Here is an 18017-nt window from a genome sequence, read left to right as displayed (position 1 = left end):
TTTGATGCAATCGATCACTGAGCTTTACTTCAATACCTCAACTCTCCATCCCATACCGCAACTTCAACTGCCTTGAAATCCGCCTCATCAACAAAGTCAGCGGATAACAAAAACAAAAAAAGAACAAGCAGGCATACAAATAAACCGGCAACATCAAAGCGGTATTACCTGTCGCATTGATGACGGTGTTGCAGCGGCTGACGAGTTCGCTAACGCCGATGATGGATGCGGTGCTCGATGCCATGACGATGATCAGCGCATAGCTGGTCCAGCTGGGGATGAACAGGAAAGCGGCATGGTGGTTACCCTTCTTCCATTCATCCATGGCGATGGTCAGGTTATCGCTGGTAAAGCCGATGACAGCTATCGCCAATGCCAGTGCGGCCTTGATCCATACCGGGAAGCTGATGATGGTCTTGAAATAAGGTAGCAAGATTTCAGATGGCAGCATGAAGGCCAGGTAAAACTGGAACACGATAGTTGGTATGCTGCGCGAAAATTCAGTTGCCACCAGGCTGGCTTTGACGCGCTGCGGATGGTTCGATAATCGCAAGGACGCCAGCGCCCAGCCTATGGCCGTACCTGTCACCATGGCGACGATGGATATCCAGATATTCATGGCAAAGCCACCAAGCAAAAATGGTGTCCAGGTCAGCAAGTGCTGGAAGATTTCTGTGCTGTCCATCATGCGACTCTCGCCAGGATTTTTTGTTCAAGCTGACGTATGACACGTACGACGGCAAAGATGATCAATAAGAAGGTCAGGAGCAGGGCATTCATCATGACGCCGACATTGCCGCGTTCATTGATGATGGACGTGGTGGCCGACAACAACTCAGGCACGGCTACGGCAGAGGCCATCATGGTGGCCTTGGAGACATTGATCAGCGAAGCCGTGACCGAACCACTGGCCAGCCTGGCGATTTGTGAGGTAGTGGCAAAACGCAGGCGGAATTCACCATGCTGCAAACGGTAAGCGGTTGCCGCATCCAGCAAGGCCGTCATGACACCCGCACCGGTATACACGCTGAGGCAAAACACTACGACGCCAAAGGCAGGCAGCTCTAAGCCAACAGACTCATTGAGTATCGCACCCACACCAAACAGCAGCAGATACATGCACAGTAGTGGTGGTGTCATGCGGCCCACAGTGCCCAGCAGACGTGCCGTGGCAGACAAGAGCCATAGCTTTGATTCGGCAAATACTGCACCAGCCCAGCCCAGCAAGAGACTGCAAGTGATGCACAAGACAGTCAGCAGCAGGCTGACCAGCAAGCCATAAAAGAACTGGCTGCGGTCAAAGCTGTCATATACCAGGGTCAGGTTGATGCCCGTGGTTTCATTGAGCCACATTCCAAGTTGCGCCAGGCCGCCTACATCGGTTGAAGTCAGGAACACCTGGTTACGGCATTCTGTGCGCCAACTGCCATCTGCCATGCGGTGACAAAAAGGGGTCTTGTCGCTTTCATCTTTTTGCCACAGTGCGTGGGTATCTGCCAGGAATCTGGATGGGGCTATGCCCCAGGTCTTTTCTCTTTCCTGCAAAAAACCGCTGCGATGCCAGTCGGCGACTATATCACCCAGCATCTTTTCAAATTCCGTGCCTTTTTCATCTTTGCTGATCGCCATCGCCCAGGGGGTGTTCAGCGTCGGTGGCAAGGGGGCCTTATAGCCCTTCCATTCAGGATTGGCGAGATCATTGATGATGGCGGTATTATCGAACAGATAGCCTATGCAACGCCCATCCTTGACAGCCAGTTTGGCATCCCTGGCATTGTTATACATCTGCAATTCCATCAGGTAGCGTTGCTGCATGACGCGGTTGAAGTAGGAGCCCTGCGTGGCGCATACCGGTTGACCGCGGGTATCTGCCCAGTCCTTGATGCTTGCTGTCGGTGGCATGAACAGGGTGACGCCGGAGGCATAATAATTCGGCTCTATCATGGTCACGATCTGGCGGCGTTCTGCTGTGTCGCCAGTGGTGGCGACCACCAGGTCGATGACACCTTCCTGCAATTTTTGCAGACGGTTACTGCCGGTGACACTGACTTTGCGCAAGCCAACGCCCAGGCGTTTGGCGATGTCGGCAGCCAGGTCGTGCTCAAAACCTTCGGGCACACCATTCACATCAAGCATGCCAAACGGTGGGTAATCGGTTTTTACGCCGACAATGATGGCACCACGTTCGCGTATCAGTGTCAGTCTTTCGCTTGCGGCGGGGGGCTTTGTTGTTTGTGCTTGTACTTGTATTGCTGCTGTCATGAAAAGCATCATCAACAAAAGTAGCATGCCGCAATATGATTTTATTTTTCTTTTGTATGTCTTCATGTTTGAATCAAGTTTTTACGGGCACAGCCACCGCACGTATGCCATAGCCCAGAGCGGCAGGCAGCAGGGGTAGCAAGGCTTCATCAAGTTTGCCCAAAAGATCGTGCTGGGTAATCATCCATTCTGGTAACAGGCTTTCAGGTGACAGGGCTGTGATGGTAAAGCCAGCCTCCTGCAATTCTGCACGCAGCCCTGCAACAGAATACAGGTGATAAAAAAACTGGTGCGCCTGTTTGTCTATATTGCGGGTGAATAAAATATTACCTGGTTCTTTTTGCGTATCACGTGCCTTGCCCGTCATGCGCTGCCAGTAAGCGGCAAATAGTTCAAAAGGACGGCGGCGAAAGATGCTGGGCACACTGAGTACCAGCTTGCCCTCAGGCCGTATCAGGCTGCGTAATTGCCTTAGGGTGTCTATCCTGGCAGCATGGTCGCCGACATGGCTGAGCACACCAAACATCAGCATGATCATGTCATAGTCGCCTTGCCCATTGAGTATTTGTGCGTCGCCGTCGAACAGTCGCATGCGCTCTGCATGCGGGTTGTTTTGTAAAAAGCGTGACAGCTCGGCTATTGCTGCATGTGAGATATCAAAACCGGTCAGCCTGGCACTGGTTTGTTGCAGCAGGGGTAGGGCATAGCGGCCATTGCCACAACCAAAATCGAGTATGTCTTTTGCCTCTTTTGCGCCATTGTCAAACAGGAAGTGCAGGGTGCCCTGATTGGGCTTGGGATAACGCTTTTCGTATTCATGACTGGTGTAATAGCGGTCATACAAATCCGTCATCGCCTCGGTGATTTGATGATTGTCACGGACAGGTGCTGGCAAATCATCTTTCACAGGCATTCTTTCGGTGTGCTTGGGCTGATGCTGTCACCGCATAACCATTTATTGTCGACTTTCTTGTTCCAGGTCTTATGCATATCATCGAGAAAGCGTGATGGCGGTATGGACCAGGATTTTTCGACTTGCTGCAGATAGCCATTCCTGTGCCAGTTAATAATGGTTTTGGACAGGTATTTTTCCAGCTCGCCACCGCGCTCTGTCGGGGCAATCGCGATGGACCAGGGCGTAGTGAAGATGGTGGTCATGGGCATGACAAAATCATTGCCCCATTCAGGTGCGCGCAGCATGGCGGCGATAGCCGTATCGTCATACACCAGGGCAGCACAGCGGCCATCGCGCAAAGCCTGTTTGGACCAGTCATTTGAATACAGCGCCACCACATCGGCACCGTAAGTGACCGTCACACGGCGATTGTAAAAAGCACCACGGCGGCTGCAAACGCGGCGGTTTTTCAAATCTGTCCATTCCTTGAAATTCTCGCTCTTGCGGGTCAGCAGGTTGACGCCTGAACTATAGTAATGCGGCAGGATGAGGTCCAGTTCTTTTTGCCTCTCCGGGGTATCGGTCAAGGTGGCAATCAGGATATCGACCTGGCCGCTTTTTACGGCGTCTATGCGTTCAGCCGTCAGCACACCCACCAGTTCCAGTTGTACGCCAAGATCGGTGGCTATGCTTTGCGCCAGGTCCGGTTCCATACCTATGATCTTGCCGCCGCTGTCCTGATAGCCCCACAGCAGCACGTCTTTTTTGACGCCGACGACGAGCTTGCCTCGCTGCTTGATTTCTGCCAGGCTGGTTGCTTGAGCAGCACAGTTCAGCATTAAAATTGTGCAACACAAGGCCAGGCTAAAGATGGTGGATTTGAATGTCATCATGATGCCTGCTGATCTTCTTCTGGTTTATTATCGGTCACACTATTTTTTGCAAAATGAAAATGCAGGGCGACGCAGGTAATATCATCTGATTGCGGCGCGCCATTGGCGTGCAGGTCTACGTCGGCAACAGTGCGGTTGACGGCTTCATTGACATCTGCAATCGGCCGGTTTTCAAACAGGGGTGGCAAGCGATCAGGCGTGTATTCTTCATTCTGGGGGTTGAAGGCTTCAGTTACGCCATCGGTGTAGATCAACACATAATCACCCGCTTGTAACTGTACAGTTTTTTGTGCAAAGGGTATGCCGTCCATGATGCCAAGGGCGCTGCCACCTGTCATGGGCAGGAATTCTGTTGTGCCATCCTGATGTATCAGCAGCGGCGGTGGGTGGCCGCCATTGACATAAGTAAGCATGCCAGTGGCCGGATCAAGCACGGCATAAAAGGTAGTGACGAAGATGCATTCATCATTGTCTTCTGCGAGGATGTCATTGGCGATGGCAATGATTTCGCCAGGCTCGCTGGCATTGCGTGTTGCGGTCGCACGTATCAGGGTTTTCGATACCATGCCAAACAGGGCGGCAGGCACACCCTTGCCACTGACGTCAGCCACGACTATGCCTGTCTTGCCATTGCCGAGTGAGAAGTGATCGTAAAAGTCACCGCCCACTTCCTTGGCAGAACGCATGATGCCCCATAGAGAAAACTCTTTTTGATTGGGCCAGTGGCGCGGCAAGATCGATAACTGCATATTGGCTGCAATATCCAGTTCCTGCCTGATGCTGACGAGTTGCAGGCTTTGCTTGAAGGCTTGCGAGATAGTTTCAAACCAGGGTTTCCAGGTGCCGGGTACTACCGGTATCGGGGCCGGGGTGAACTGGCTTTCTTTTGCGATATGTGCCACCAGTTTGGATGCAGGAGAAATGAATTCGCGTGTGGTCACATAATAAGTGACGATCATCAGCAGCGTCAGCCCCAGTATCACCAGCAACATGATGGGGCCACGTTCCCACAAAAGATTTTTCCATAGCTGATACTTGGGGACGACATACACCAGTTGCCAGGGGGCGGAAATGAAGGGGTGGCGTATCAGCAGATAATCACCCATCTCGACTGCCTGATTTGCAGGGATATCTGTCAGGCGTTTGCCGTCTGTGAGTATGCCTGCAGGCATGATTTTTTCCAGTCTTTGCGTGGCTTGCACTTCCAGCGCATTGGCATAGGCCTCAGGGTGGGCGACTACTTCACCATAGGCATCGACGAGAAAGGCTGTACCTGGCTTGTAGGCAAAGTCAGCATTGATGCGGTTAAGGTAATCGAGGCTGGTATCGATGGAGACCACGCCACGGAATTTGTCATCATGGTAGATAGGGGCAGCCGTGGGTACCAGCAAGCCGCTGGCTGTGCCACCGTAGTACACAGGTGCCCAGTATTTTTCGCCGGTAGGGTTTTTCTCTGGCGTGCCCATGAGCCAGACCTGACTTTGATATACCTTGTCGCTATGCGGACGTTTGGCTGCATCCATCCAGGGATAGGTATTGGAAAAATTGTCCACCGATATGAAACGGCTTTCGCTGGCATTTGGCAAATTAAAGGCAATCGCCTGGAAGACCTGGTTCAGGTTCAGGGCCATTTCCACATCCAGATAAAACTCAGGGGTGCGGCTTTGCAGTTTGCCCAGGCCATTCAGATTGCCAGTGGCATCTTTTTCTTGTGCCTTGTCGAGATCAAAGCTTTGCTTTTCCTGTTCCAGTGTTTTGAACAGGGGTGAATGCCCGGGATGTGTTTCTGCTTCGCTCAATACTGGTGGTGCGCTATCGTAGAAATTGGCCGCCGAGATGCGCATGGCTTCCAGGCTGTCGAGTGATGAACGCAAGATGAACTCGACAAATTGCCCATGCCTGTCCACATGACCTTGTATTACCTTGATTTCTTCCGTGTGTTTTTGCCGTATCTGGAACAGGAAGAATCCCATGGTCAACACGACGATAGCGATATAGGTGAAGCCAACCAGACGGTTATAGTTGCGGAAGAAGTTGATATCGTTATTTTTTTTGTTATTGCTGACTGGCGGCGTAGTGCTAGGCATTTTCTGGTCCGGTGTCTGGATGTCTTTGGTCTGTTTTCTGAAAAATAATCAGGACGGGAAGCACTTGCTAAAACGCACTTCATTGATGTCGCCATCACGACGGTAAGCAACGCTGTCAGCCATCTTCCTGACAAAATGCACACCCAGGCCGCCGATGTCACGTTCATCGACATCAAGTGTTGTATCAGGCTCGGCGATAGAGAAGGGATCAAAGGCGTGCGCACTATCGCGGATGATGACTTCAATACCGTTTGCTACGCTCAGCACTGTGACTTCAATTTCACCACTGTCATCGTCGCCATAACCATGCATGACCACATTGGTCAGCAATTCATCGAGCATGAGGATGATGCTGTTGACGGTGCGTGCCGGTATGCTGCGGCGCTCAGCCCAGCCACGCAGGGCTTCGGTCAGGGCTTCAATTTCAGCGATCAGACCGGGGATGATGTGATGGAATCTGGCTGGTCCCGGCGCTGTTTCTTCAATCGACATCAATGCCTCCTCAACGATAGTGAGTCTGTCAACCGTATAGCAAACCTTGTAGAGCGAGCAACAGCACAATATTCCAGCCTGTTGCTACACTCATGGTTTGCATGGTACGGGATAGTGCTACCTGCGCATTCTGGTTTTCAGGTTCTTCAATGAATCTTGCTACACATGGAGAGAGGCAATATAAAGAAGCCGGGCATGCATGTAGTTAAAAAATGTTAAATGCTGATTGCCGTAAAAAAACCATTCTATAAAAATCAGTAAAGCCAAATGTTTGAGGAATTTCTGATCTATAGACAGCTTTCAATAATTCAGGATTTACGCAAAACCGCCCCAGCTGCGTTGCAGCTCCTCTCCTAGGAGCCGCGTACTAAAGTACTGTCTTCGTCGCTGACGGTGCAGTCGGTGTTTCAGGCAACATGTTGCCTGCCGACGTAACGGACTTCCCTTACAAGGGAAGTTTCCTTCAGCATAGCCTTGCTGGGACAATTTTGCGTAAGCCCAGTAATTGATGTTGTCTGACTGGACTATTATTCCCGTGCTGGAATTTTTTGTCGATGATTTCTAACGCAAATTAACAGATTTTTCGTGTTTTCTTCACAATTTATTTTATCCATCAATAAGTGTTGTTTGCCTGCATTCATATTGCTGTCGGGTTCTCAGATCGGTTAAACTTTTTACATCGACTCAGCCGGTTAAAAACAATGAATTCTCAATGGTTGTTTCCCACCCCTTACTGTCTTTTCGTGCGCTTGTCCGTGCGCCGCGAGCGCTATGTGCAGTTCAAAGAACTGGCTGGTAAAGTCGCTTTTGCCTATCAACAGCACAGCCGCCGCATGCGATGGATGGCTTATGCCACGGTTGCCGGTCCCGCCAATTATGTCTACATCATGTTGCCGCTGGCTGAGCTGGGTGACATGGACCGCATGCCTTCACTGGACCAGGTCTTGCATGATGTGTATGGAGCAGACAGCACCCCCTTGCTGGAAAAATTCCAGGAATGCGTATTACAGATGGAAAGCTTTGTGCTGAACCGTGTCAATGACGGCATAGACCCGATAGAACGCGAAACCCCACCCCCTTACCTGTATTACCTGAACCTGCAAGCCCAGCCAGGCCGCATGGGGCAACTCATGCAAAACCTGCAGCAATTGGGCGTTGCTACAGCAGGCAGCCCCTTGTTCTGTTTTGCCACCTTCGCCGGGCCAGTCAGGCTGCATGCTTTCACCATGGGCAATACGATAGCTGAACTTGGTGAGGTTGCCACGCTGGAAAGACGGGTGGTGCAACACTATGGTGCTGAAGAAGGCTATAAGGTCATCGCCCAGATACATGACACTCTGGTCGATATCGATGCCTCGATATTGCGCTATATAGGCCATCTGGATTGAGATGAGCATGCATACCAGGGATTTCTTCGTGATGTCGGGCTTGGATGCAGAATACTTTAATCGATGTATTGCCTTTGGGCATAATTTGATTTCTTGTCCATCATGAGCGTTGATATGGATAAGGCGGCTCCAGAGTCGGGAGCTCAGGTGGCAAAACACGCGATCGCTGTCATCGGCATGTCATGTGTTTTTCCAGGTGCTGCCAATATAGGAGCATTCTGGTCACTGCTTGAACAGGAAATATGTGCGGTTAAGCGCATACCGTTAGAACGTTGGGATGCGGCTGACCTACCAGCGTCGGCAGCGCAGTATGCTGGTTTTATTGACGATGCAGCTTGTTTCGATCCAGCCTTTTTTGGCATTTCACCAAAAGAAGCAAGCGCGCTGGATCCGCGTCAGCGCCTTACCCTGCAACTGGCCTGGTGGGCACTGGAAGATGCGGGCATTGCTGCCGATAGTTTGAAAGAGGCGCGCCTGGGTGTTTTCATTGGTGCCGTCAATGGCGAATTCCTCGGCAGTTTTGCTCACACTGATGATATAGAAGCCCACATGGGGATAGGCATGTCGAATGCCATCATCGCCAACCGTATTTCCCACGTGCTGGGCTTGCGCGGCCCCAGCATGACTATCGACACTGCCTGTTCATCTTCCCTGGTTGCTGTGCACCAGGCTTGTCGCAGTTTGCAGACAGGCGATGCCGACATGGTGCTGGCCGGTGGTGTCAGCCTGATGTTGCGGCCAGACAGCAGCGTCGCTCTGGGCAAGGGCAGCATGCTGGCCCCTGATGGCTTGTGCAAGACCTTTGATGCCTCGGCCAATGGTTATGGCCGTGGTGAAGGTGCTGGCCTGGTCTTGCTGAAACGCCTGTCAGATGCACTGGCAGATGGCGACCGCATCCATGCAGTCATACGTGGCTCAGCCACCAACCATGACGGTGTCTCGAATGGCATCACCGCCCCGAATGGGCTGGCGCAAGAGAATTTGATACAGGCAGCGATTGCCGATGCTGGCTTGCCGCCATCAGCGATCCAATATGTAGAAGCGCATGGTACTGGCACCTTGCTGGGTGACCCTACAGAGACCCGCGCTTTGGGGCGCACACTGGGCCAGCATCCACGGCAAACACCTCTGCTGATAGGCTCAGTCAAAACCAATATCGGCCATCTGGAAGCGGCTGCCGGTATCGCTGGCCTGATCAAGTTGATACTTGCACTCAAACATAAAAAAATACCCGCCAGCCTGCATTACACCCAGCCTAATCCGCATATCAATTTCGAACAATTACGCTTGCAGGTGGTGGCACGGACGACAGACTGGCCAGCTAATCCTGTAGCTGGCGCGCGAGCAGCCTCCATCAGTGCCTTTGGTTTTGGTGGTGCGAATTGTCATGTCGTGCTTGAGGAATTCATTCCTGCATCCTTACCGCAAAATCTGCAAACAGGTGAACCGGATATTTTTCTCTTGTCAGCATCCAGCAATGAAGCCCTGAGCTTGCTGGTGCAGCAAACAGCGCAAAAACTGCAAGCTGGTGTCCAGCAAAATTTTCCTGCCATCTGTGCTTTATCACAGCATGGTCGTGCGCACCTGCGTCACAGGTTCGCACTGGTGGCGGCAAGTGTTGGCGAGGCTGCTACACATCTGCATGCTTGGCTGGACAAAGGCCATGCTGAGCAGGTCGTCACTGCCATTGCTGCCAGAAGACCACCCAAACTGGCCTTCCTTTGCCCCGGCCAGGGCTCGCAACGGCCAGGCATGGCCAGGGGTTTATTACAGTTCGCCAGCTTCCGCGCCACTATTGCAGAAGCTGATGCGGTGTTGCCCTGGTCGCTCAGCGAGTTATTACTAAGCTCTGATGAAAATATCGACAAGACTGCTTACACCCAGCCAGCTTTATTGGCGCTGGGGGTAGGGTTGGCACGTCTGCTGGCCGAATATGGTATCAAACCCACGGTACTGGCCGGACATAGCCTGGGTGAATACACAGCCGCTGTCATCGCCGGTGCTTTGAGTTTTGAGCAAGCCCTGCGCCTTGTTGAAAAACGCGGCAGACTCATGGGAGCCTTGACTTCAGATGGTGCTATGGCTGCTGTGCGCGCTGATGAACACACTGTCTTGTCTTATCTGGCTGGTACAGACATCAGTATTGCTGCCGTGAACGGCCCGCAATCCGTGACTATTTCCGGTGCAAGAGGTCAACTGGATATACTCAGCCAGAAGCTGATTACAGATGGCATAAGAGTGCGCATGTTGAGGGTGAAAACGGCGTTTCACTCAGTATTGCTGGAACCCATGCTGGCAGAGTTTGAACAGGCTTTGCAAGAGCTGGAGTGGCAGCCATTGCAAGTGCCAGTGACCTCAAATCTGACAGGTGAATTGCTGCCTGTCGGCCATGTCTACGATATGGCTTACTGGTTAAAACATACACGCGAAGCCGTGCGTTTTGCTGACAACATCGCGGTGTTGAGCAAAACCGGCATTGATACTGCACTTGAGCTGGGGGCCATGCCTGTACTGTCTGGCATGCTTGAAGATGTTGCAAGCGCCAGCGCCAGCAATATAAGCAGCCTGCCTTGCCTGGATGCGACTCAGGACGATAGAGTCGCATTCCTGAAAACAGTGGCGCACCTGCATGTACTGGGTAGCAAGCTGCAATTCACCGACAAAAAAAATACTGCAGCTGGCGATGCCTTGCCCTTGTACCCATTTGCCAAGGATGTCTTTCCCCTGCGCTTGGGCTTGAACAGCTTTGATGGTGGCAATGTTGTAGCTCCATCAGGCAAAGCTGTGGAAATCAGCAAGCCAGTGGCGGCAAGTAGGCGCACGGTTGTCAGCGATCCACTTGCTATCCGCAGCCGCATCATTGCCATCATCGCAGGCTTGCTGGCGATAGATGCCAGCAAGGTCGATGCCGCAGCGCCTTTGCTGGAAATTGGTGCGGATTCATTGATACTGATGCAGGCTGTAGGCCGTATAGAAAACGAGTTCGCGGTCAAGATACCGGTGCGCGCTTTCTTTGAAAATTTGTCTTCCATTGAAGCAGTGGCCGCTTATCTGGCTGAACAGCAGGGTGGTAAAGTATCGGCTGATGTAATCATCGAAAAAGAGCTTGAAACTGATGCATCAATAGCACCTGTCGCCAAATCAAAAAACAATATCCAGCTCAGCACCAATCTGAGTGAAGTACAACGCCAGCATCTAGCAGAATTCAGTCTCGACTATTGTAAAAAAACGGCATTATCCAAACAACAGGCGCAGCAATATCGTCATGTGTTGGCAGATAGTCGGGCCTCGGCGGGTTTCCGTTTCTCCATCAAGGAAATGCTCTATCCCATCGTCGGTCAGCGTGCTGCCGGTTCCAAAATATGGGACTTGGATGGCAATGAATACATAGATATTTCCATGGGTTTTGGCGTGCAGTTGTTTGGGCACGAGCCAGCATTTCTGAAAGAGGCAATGGCTGAAAGTCTGTCACGCGGCATACGCATAGGGCCGCAGTCAGACATGGCAGGCGAGGTCGCCAGCCTCATCAGTGAATTGACCGGGGTAGAGCGCGTCGCTTTTTGCAGTTCTGGCACAGAAGCCATCATGACGGCCTTGCGCCTGGCCCGGACTTTTACTGGCCGCAACAAAGTCGCCATCTTCCGCGATAGTTATCACGGCCATTTTGATGGCGTGCTGGGTGAGGTCAATGATGACCCATGGAAGGTATTGCCGCGTGTGGCTGGCATTACGCCGGGCATGGTCAGCGACCTGGCCTTCTTTGAATATGGCTCGGCAGAAGCGCTGGAATTATTGCGTGGCCGCCTGCATGAATTTGCTGCTGTGCTGGTGGAACCTGTGCAAAGCCGTAACCCCGGCTTGCAGCCGCAAGAATTCTTGCGCAGCCTGCGTGTCATGACCAGGGCGGCTGGCAGCTTGCTGATCTTTGACGAAGTGCTGGTAGGTTTTCGCATCCACCCCGGCGGTGCCCAGGCGCATTTTGATGTGCAGGCCGATATTGTCACCTACGGCAAGATAGTCGGCGGCGGTTTGCCAGTGGGCGTCATTGCCGGTCGTGCCGACATCATGGCTGGTATTGATGGCGGGTACTGGCAATATGGTGATGCATCTTACCCGGCGGCAGATACGACTTTCTTTGCCGGCACTTTCAACAAGCATCCGCTGGTCATGGCTGCAGCCCATGCCGTGTTGAAAGAGATTAGACAGGGCGGTCTGGCTGCCTATCAAAAACTGAATGACAATACCGCCAGGCTGACTGTGGAACTCGATCAAGTTTTTGCTGCAGCCGGTGCGCCGATACATATGAAGAATTTCGGCTCGCTGTTCCGCTTTGTCTTCAGCGAAAATCTTGACCCTTTCTTTTATCATTTGCTGTATCGCGGTCTGTATGTGTGGGAAGGGCGTAATTTATTCCTTTCTACTGCGCACACTGATGATGATATCGCTCAGATAGTCAGCCGTGTAAGTGAAAGTGTGGCTTCCTTGAAATCGGCGGGCTTTATTGCCAATGTACCTCAAGTACCAAAAACAGCAGAAGTAATCCTGCCTTTATCCAAAGCACAAAAACAATTGGCGACACTGGCAGCCTTGTCTGAACAGGGTTCGGCAGCCTATGTCGTCAGCGTCGCGCTGGAGTTGCAGGGCGATATCAATCACGCTGATATCACGCGCGCATTTACAAACCTGGTAGCCAGACATGATGTCCTGCGGGCATCGATAGACCTGGAAGCAGGTCTGCAGAAAATCGCAGCTCATGTAGATGTAAAAGTGCAGCGCCATCAAGTCAATGCAAGCACGCTGGATGCAGCCTTGCAAAACAGTGTCGCCACCAGTTTTGACCTGACGCAAGCGGGAGCTTTTCGCATAGACTTGTTTAAGCTTGATACGCATCATGCTGTTCTGCTGTTTGCTGCCCATCATGTCTTCATCGACGGGCAATCCATGCAGATGCTGTTTGAAGAATTTGCAGCGCTCATGAATGCTCAGTCGCTAAGCGACAAACCGGACTATGCCTTATTGGCGCAACGCATGGCAGATGCAGGTTCATCGCCAGAAGAACAAGAACACAAGCAATACTGGTTAAATAAATTGCAGCACGCGCCAGTTGGCATAGAACTGCCATGTGCCCATGCAAGGGACAGCATGCGTGGTTTTGCAGGTCAGCGCCTGACGTATGAACTTGACAAGAACATCTTGCGCCAGCTTGAGCAAAAAGCGGGCAAACTGGGCATGTCATCCAGCATGGCATTGATTGCGGCCTTTGCTGCTACGCTACGTCGTGCCGGGGTAGGGCGGGACATGGTAATCGGTATCCCTTATTCTGGCCGCGATGAAGCGTTGGCGCATACACCAGGCTATTGCGCCCATCTCCTGCCCTTGCGTCTGAACATTCCTGCGCAGGCGAATACCAGCGCCGTGCTGGTAGAAGTGAAGCAGCAATTCCTTGATGCCATCACCCATGCCAATTACCCGCTATCACAACTGGTTGATGACCTGGGCCTGGCGCGTGACCCAGCCAGGCCGCCATTGGTGAATATCACCTTTAATGTTGACAAGCTGGCGACCATGCCCAGCTTGCCGGGCATGACGGTGCAGGCGTATTCCCTGCCTATACGCCATGCACGCTTTGACATAGGTTGCAATCTGGTTGACTGGCAAGACGGTGCACGGGTAGAACTGGATTTCGATAGCCAGTTATTTGATGCTACAGATCTGCAGGAATTGCTGGACAGTTTTGTCGCGATGATAGAACGTATGGCAGGCACTGATCAGGATTTTGATGAACGCGCTGCTGCCAGGGCCATCTGGTTACCTGCCAGGATTGAATCAGCTTCTACTAAGCCGGTCTTATTGCAAAGATTCCGTCAGTCAGTTGAGCAAGAGCCGCAGGCTGTGGCCTTGCGTGTGGATGCGACTGATAGCATTACGCGGCAGCAGCTTGATCGCTTATCAGACAGGCTGGCGCGGGATATTTTAAATACAGAACAATGCCCAGGTCCTGTACTCTTGCTGCTGGGCCGCAGCCTGGCTTTCCCTGTCGCCATGCTGGCGGCATGGAAGGCTGGTAAAGCTTATCTGCCGGTAGACAGCAATCTGCCGCAAGGGCGTGTGCTGGAATTGATACGACAGGCAAAGCCTTGTTGCGTCATCTTGCAAGACAATCAGGATGTGGGTGATGCCTTGGCCGCGCTGGATATCCCATGCCTGCAATTGCCAGTCAATCTCGCAGAGCTCAGTGTTCAGGATCATCAGCCATTGTCGCTACCTGACATCCATCCAGAGTCATGCGCTTACCAGCTATTCACTTCCGGTTCCACAGGCAAGCCCAAGCTGGTAGCTGTGCCACTCCGGGCAGTTCAGCATTATCTGGATGCGATTATCGCCGCCTTTGATTTGCAGCCTGGCTTGCGTTATGCCGTGGTATCGACTTTTGCGGCTGACCTGGGTCTGACTACGGTCTTACCTGCACTATTCCATGGCGGTTGCCTTTCCATCATCAGCAATGCGCTTGCGCGCGATGCTGACGGTTATGCAGCATTGATGCGGCAAACGCCAGTTGATGTATTAAAGATAGTCCCTTCACATCTCGAAGCCTTGCTGGCAGCGGAGGACAAGGCAGTAGTCTTGCCGCTGACGCATTTGATACTCGGTGGTGAAACCGCAAGTGTCAGGCTCTTGCAAGAACTGGCTAAGCTGAAACCAGCTTGCGCCATCTTCAATCACTTTGGCCCAACCGAAGCGACTATAGGCGTCATGGTCGGCAAATGGCAGGGCGACTTGGGTGGCATGCGCTTCAGTCAGCCTCTGGGAATTAACCGCATACATATACTCGATGTCGCAGGGCAGCCATGTGCTTATGGCGAGACGGGTGAAATTTATCTGGCTGGCCCTGGCCTGGCACTGGCTTATGTGGGCGTGCCTGAAGATGCAGCCAGCCCTTTCCTGTTTGCCGATATCGCAGGAAAATCTGAGCGCCTCTACCGTACTGGTGACCTCGCAGTCATGCATGTTGATGGCCGCATACAGGTACTGGGCCGCAAGGATGAGCAACTGAAAATACGCGGCTACCGCATAGAACCGGCAGAAATCATCGCAGCCCTGATGGCGCAAGAGAATGTGGCGAATGCGACAGTGATCTTGCATAAACCCGAACTTGGCCGTGCCAATGCAGGCCGCCCGTATTTACTGGCTTATGCCGTTGCTGCCGATCAGAATAAGCCACTTGATACGCAAAGCCTGTTGGAGAAACTGAGGCAAAATTTACCCGACTACATGCTGCCAAAAGCAGTCATCGCCATAGCCAGCATTCCTTATACCTCGAATGGCAAACTGGACCGGGCCGTCTTGCCAAAACTGGATGACGAGCAAGATAATCCAGAGGCACAAAACTACATAAGCTCAGAAGCAGAAGCTGTCGTACTTACAATCTGGCGCGAACTCTTGCAGCGCGAAAACCTGAGCACGCAGGCAGATTTTTTTCAGAGCGGTGGCGATTCCATCCTGGTGATACAAATGATGGCCCGTTTGCGCCAGGCTGGCTGGCAAGCCAAGGCCATGGATTTATATGCAGCGCCACTATTGGCTGACTTTGCAAAGAAACTCTTGCCTGTCGGTGAGATGGCGGGTGCGGATATTTCATCTGAAGGCGCCTGCGGACTCTTGCCTGCGCAACTCAGATTGCAAGAGCGGATGCATGAGATACCAGCTCATTTCAATTTATCCGTCTTGCTGGAAATGGCTGACTGGGTCAGTGCTGATATGCTTGAGCAGGCATTGCAAGCGCTGATAGTGCAACACGATGCATTGCGCCTGAGTTTTAATGATGAAGCTGCGCATTTCAATGAACTTTCCAATGCGCCAGTTTTGCATCTGACTAAAGACTACCAGCAAGTACAGGCTTCATTACAGCCAGCACAAGGGAGTTTGCTGGCTGCGGCCTGGACACCTGCAAGCGAAGGGCAGGTATCTCAGCTTTTGTTAGCTGTGCATCATCTGGTCAGTGATGGCATCTCCATGCAGATTCTGCTGGAAGACTTGCGGCAGGCACTGCTGGCTCTACACGCGGGCCGTGCCCCTGCACTGGGTAGGAAGACTGCATCAGTACAAGCCTGGGCAGAACATCTGAAGCGCCAGGCCAGCCAGGATGTTGTATTGGCAGAGGCCGAATATTGGGAAATCTGCACCTCCATTCCTCCACCTGAATTACCTGAAAGTGGGCAAGGTGATGGCTACGGCAGCATTGCCGAAGAAGCACAAATCAGCGTCATTGTGCCAGCAGAAATCACCAACCGCTTTTTGCAGGGGCTGCCGGATGCAGCAGCGGAAGATATCCTCATTGCAGCCCTGACTTTGAGCCTGGGTGACTGGACAGGTGAGCCCGTCGCTTATCTGGAACTGGAAGGCCATGGCCGACAACTGGAACAGGCTGAGCTGGATGTCAGCCGCAGCGTGGGCTGGTTCACCAGCCGTTACCCGGCCTGGTTTGACCTGACAGATATCAATGCTGATGCTGCTGCCAGCGAGATTGCGGCGCAGCGTAGCGATATACCTGCGCATGGCTTTTCTTATGGGCTGTTGCGCTACCTCGGCCCGGATAAAGTGCGTGTCACGCTGACACAAGGGCAGATGCCCGAGATCAGCCTGAACTACATGGGCCAGATCAAGTCACCGCCTGATGATGTCTGCAAACTCTTGTCATGGTCACCGGACCGGCAGGACAGGGGCACAGAAAGAGCAGGGCATCTGCCACGCCTGCACAAGCTGGCGATAGAAGCTTACATCCTCGATGGTTGCCTGCACTTGTTGTGGCAATACCGTGCGGCCAGTTATCAGGAGCAGGAAATACGCAACGTCGCGCAAAAGATGGCTGCATATATCGCCAGTATCTTGAACAGCTGCGCAGCGACTGAAGCAAAACAAGGGAAGGAAGAAATAGCATGAACACGATGCCCAAACCCGGACTGAACCTGCGCCGCCCGGCCGTGCGTTTGTCGGATGGCAGCCTGGTCGATAAGCAGCCCTTTAACAGTGAATCTGGCTTACCGCTGGTCTTGCGACCACATGCAAAAGGCGTGGATTTGCTGGGCTGGATCAAGGATAACCAGGCACAGTTGCAACAGGATTTATTACAATACGGCGGTTTGCTGTTCCGTGATTTTGACATGCGCGGTGTGCAGGACTTCCAGGCTAGCCTGGATGCCTTTGGCGTGCAACTCATGAACTACATAGAAAAAGCCACGCCGCGCAAGCAGGTCGACGGGCAAGTGTATACCTCGACCATTTTCCCGCCTGAACATGTGATTGCCCTGCACAATGAATTGTCTTATGTACGGCAGTGGCCGGGGCGCATTGCTTTCTTTTGTGAAGTCGCCGCCGAGACAGAAGGCGAGACCCCTATCGCCGATGTACGCCGTGTATTGGCTGCGATAGATACTGAAGTCAAGGAAAAATTCCGCCGCCTGGGCTGGATGCTGGTGCGAAATTTTGGTTCTGGCATAGGACCATCCTGGCAGCATTCGCTGGCAGTCGAGACCAGGGAAGAAGCCGAAGCCTATATGCAAAAATCAGATACGCAATGGACCTGGATGGAAGGCGACAGGCTGCGTACTTCACAAGTGCGTTCCAGCATACGCTGCCACCCGCAGACGGGTGAAGAGCTGTGGTTCAATCACATTGCTTTCTGGCATCCGTCCAGCATGACGGATGAGATACGTACTTCATTGACAGGTGACCTGGGTGTGGAAAATCTCCCCTATAACACTTTCTATGGCGACGGTACGGTGATTCCTGACGAGATAGTTGCGCACCTGCGTGCTGCCTATGATGCAGAAACCGTCAAGTTCTGCTGGCAACCGGGTGACCTGCTCTTGCTCGACAATATGCTGGTTGCGCATGGCCGTTCCAGGTTCACTGGTGAGCGCAAGATACTAACTGCCATGGGTGATGAAGTGCGCCCGGCCAGTGTCTTGCCAGGTTCAACAAACTAGGTATCGAAAACTAA

General features: G+C 52.5%; 9 protein-coding genes. 3 read left to right on the top strand and 6 right to left on the bottom strand.

Going from position 1 to position 18017, the window contains the following annotated elements; genetic code table 11:
- Nucleotides 1-37 precede the first annotated feature (37 nt).
- From ACO0LD_RS03795 to ACO0LD_RS03770, 6 genes are all read right to left on the bottom strand, one after another.
- Nucleotides 38-688 carry a polar amino acid ABC transporter permease gene (locus ACO0LD_RS03795; RefSeq protein ID WP_423003849.1) on the bottom strand — a complete coding sequence of 217 codons (651 nt, stop codon included), beginning with the start codon at nt 686-688 and terminating at the stop codon, nt 38-40.
- A complete protein-coding gene (locus tag ACO0LD_RS03790; protein WP_423003847.1) occupies nt 685-2262 on the bottom strand; it encodes a transporter substrate-binding domain-containing protein in 1578 nt (525 codons plus the stop codon). The genes ACO0LD_RS03795 and ACO0LD_RS03790 overlap by 4 nt, the downstream gene beginning before the upstream one ends.
- A 73-nt stretch (nt 2263-2335) precedes the next feature.
- Nucleotides 2336-3175, bottom strand: coding sequence for a class I SAM-dependent methyltransferase (locus tag ACO0LD_RS03785; RefSeq protein WP_423003845.1), 840 nt, complete (start codon nt 3173-3175; stop codon nt 2336-2338).
- Nucleotides 3166-4050, bottom strand: a complete 885-nt coding sequence (locus ACO0LD_RS03780; RefSeq protein WP_423003843.1) for a transporter substrate-binding domain-containing protein — start codon at nt 4048-4050, stop codon at nt 3166-3168. The genes ACO0LD_RS03785 and ACO0LD_RS03780 overlap by 10 nt, the downstream gene beginning before the upstream one ends.
- On the bottom strand, nt 4047-6137 hold the full coding sequence (locus ACO0LD_RS03775; protein ID WP_423003841.1) for a SpoIIE family protein phosphatase: 2091 nt from the start codon (nt 6135-6137) through the stop codon (nt 4047-4049). The genes ACO0LD_RS03780 and ACO0LD_RS03775 overlap by 4 nt, the downstream gene beginning before the upstream one ends.
- A 48-nt stretch (nt 6138-6185) precedes the next feature.
- The gene (locus tag ACO0LD_RS03770) at nt 6186-6629 is read right to left on the bottom strand and encodes an ATP-binding protein (RefSeq protein WP_423003839.1); all 444 of its coding nucleotides are present in this window, start codon (nt 6627-6629) and stop codon (nt 6186-6188) included.
- Nucleotides 6630-7330: 701 nt separating this feature from the next.
- On the opposite strand from ACO0LD_RS03770, the gene ACO0LD_RS03765 reads away from it, so the two are divergent.
- From ACO0LD_RS03765 to ACO0LD_RS03755, 3 genes are all read left to right on the top strand, one after another.
- Nucleotides 7331-8017 (top strand): hypothetical protein, encoded by a 687-nt coding sequence (locus ACO0LD_RS03765; protein WP_423003837.1) that lies wholly within the window; start codon nt 7331-7333, stop codon nt 8015-8017.
- A gap of 114 nt (nt 8018-8131) precedes the next feature.
- The gene (locus ACO0LD_RS03760) at nt 8132-16957 is read left to right on the top strand and encodes an aminotransferase class III-fold pyridoxal phosphate-dependent enzyme (RefSeq protein ID WP_423003835.1); all 8826 of its coding nucleotides are present in this window, start codon (nt 8132-8134) and stop codon (nt 16955-16957) included.
- Nucleotides 16954-18003 carry a TauD/TfdA family dioxygenase gene (locus tag ACO0LD_RS03755; protein WP_423003833.1) on the top strand — a complete coding sequence of 350 codons (1050 nt, stop codon included), beginning with the start codon at nt 16954-16956 and terminating at the stop codon, nt 18001-18003. The genes ACO0LD_RS03760 and ACO0LD_RS03755 overlap by 4 nt, the downstream gene beginning before the upstream one ends.
- The last annotated feature ends 14 nt before the right edge of the window (nt 18004-18017 follow it).

Origin of the sequence: Undibacterium sp. Ji83W (genome assembly GCF_049340385.1) — a bacterium.
Taxonomy (GTDB): Bacteria; Pseudomonadota; Gammaproteobacteria; order Burkholderiales; family Burkholderiaceae_D; genus Undibacterium.
Note: the sequence above shows the minus strand (reverse complement) of the source record. Positions and strands in the feature narration are given on the sequence as shown.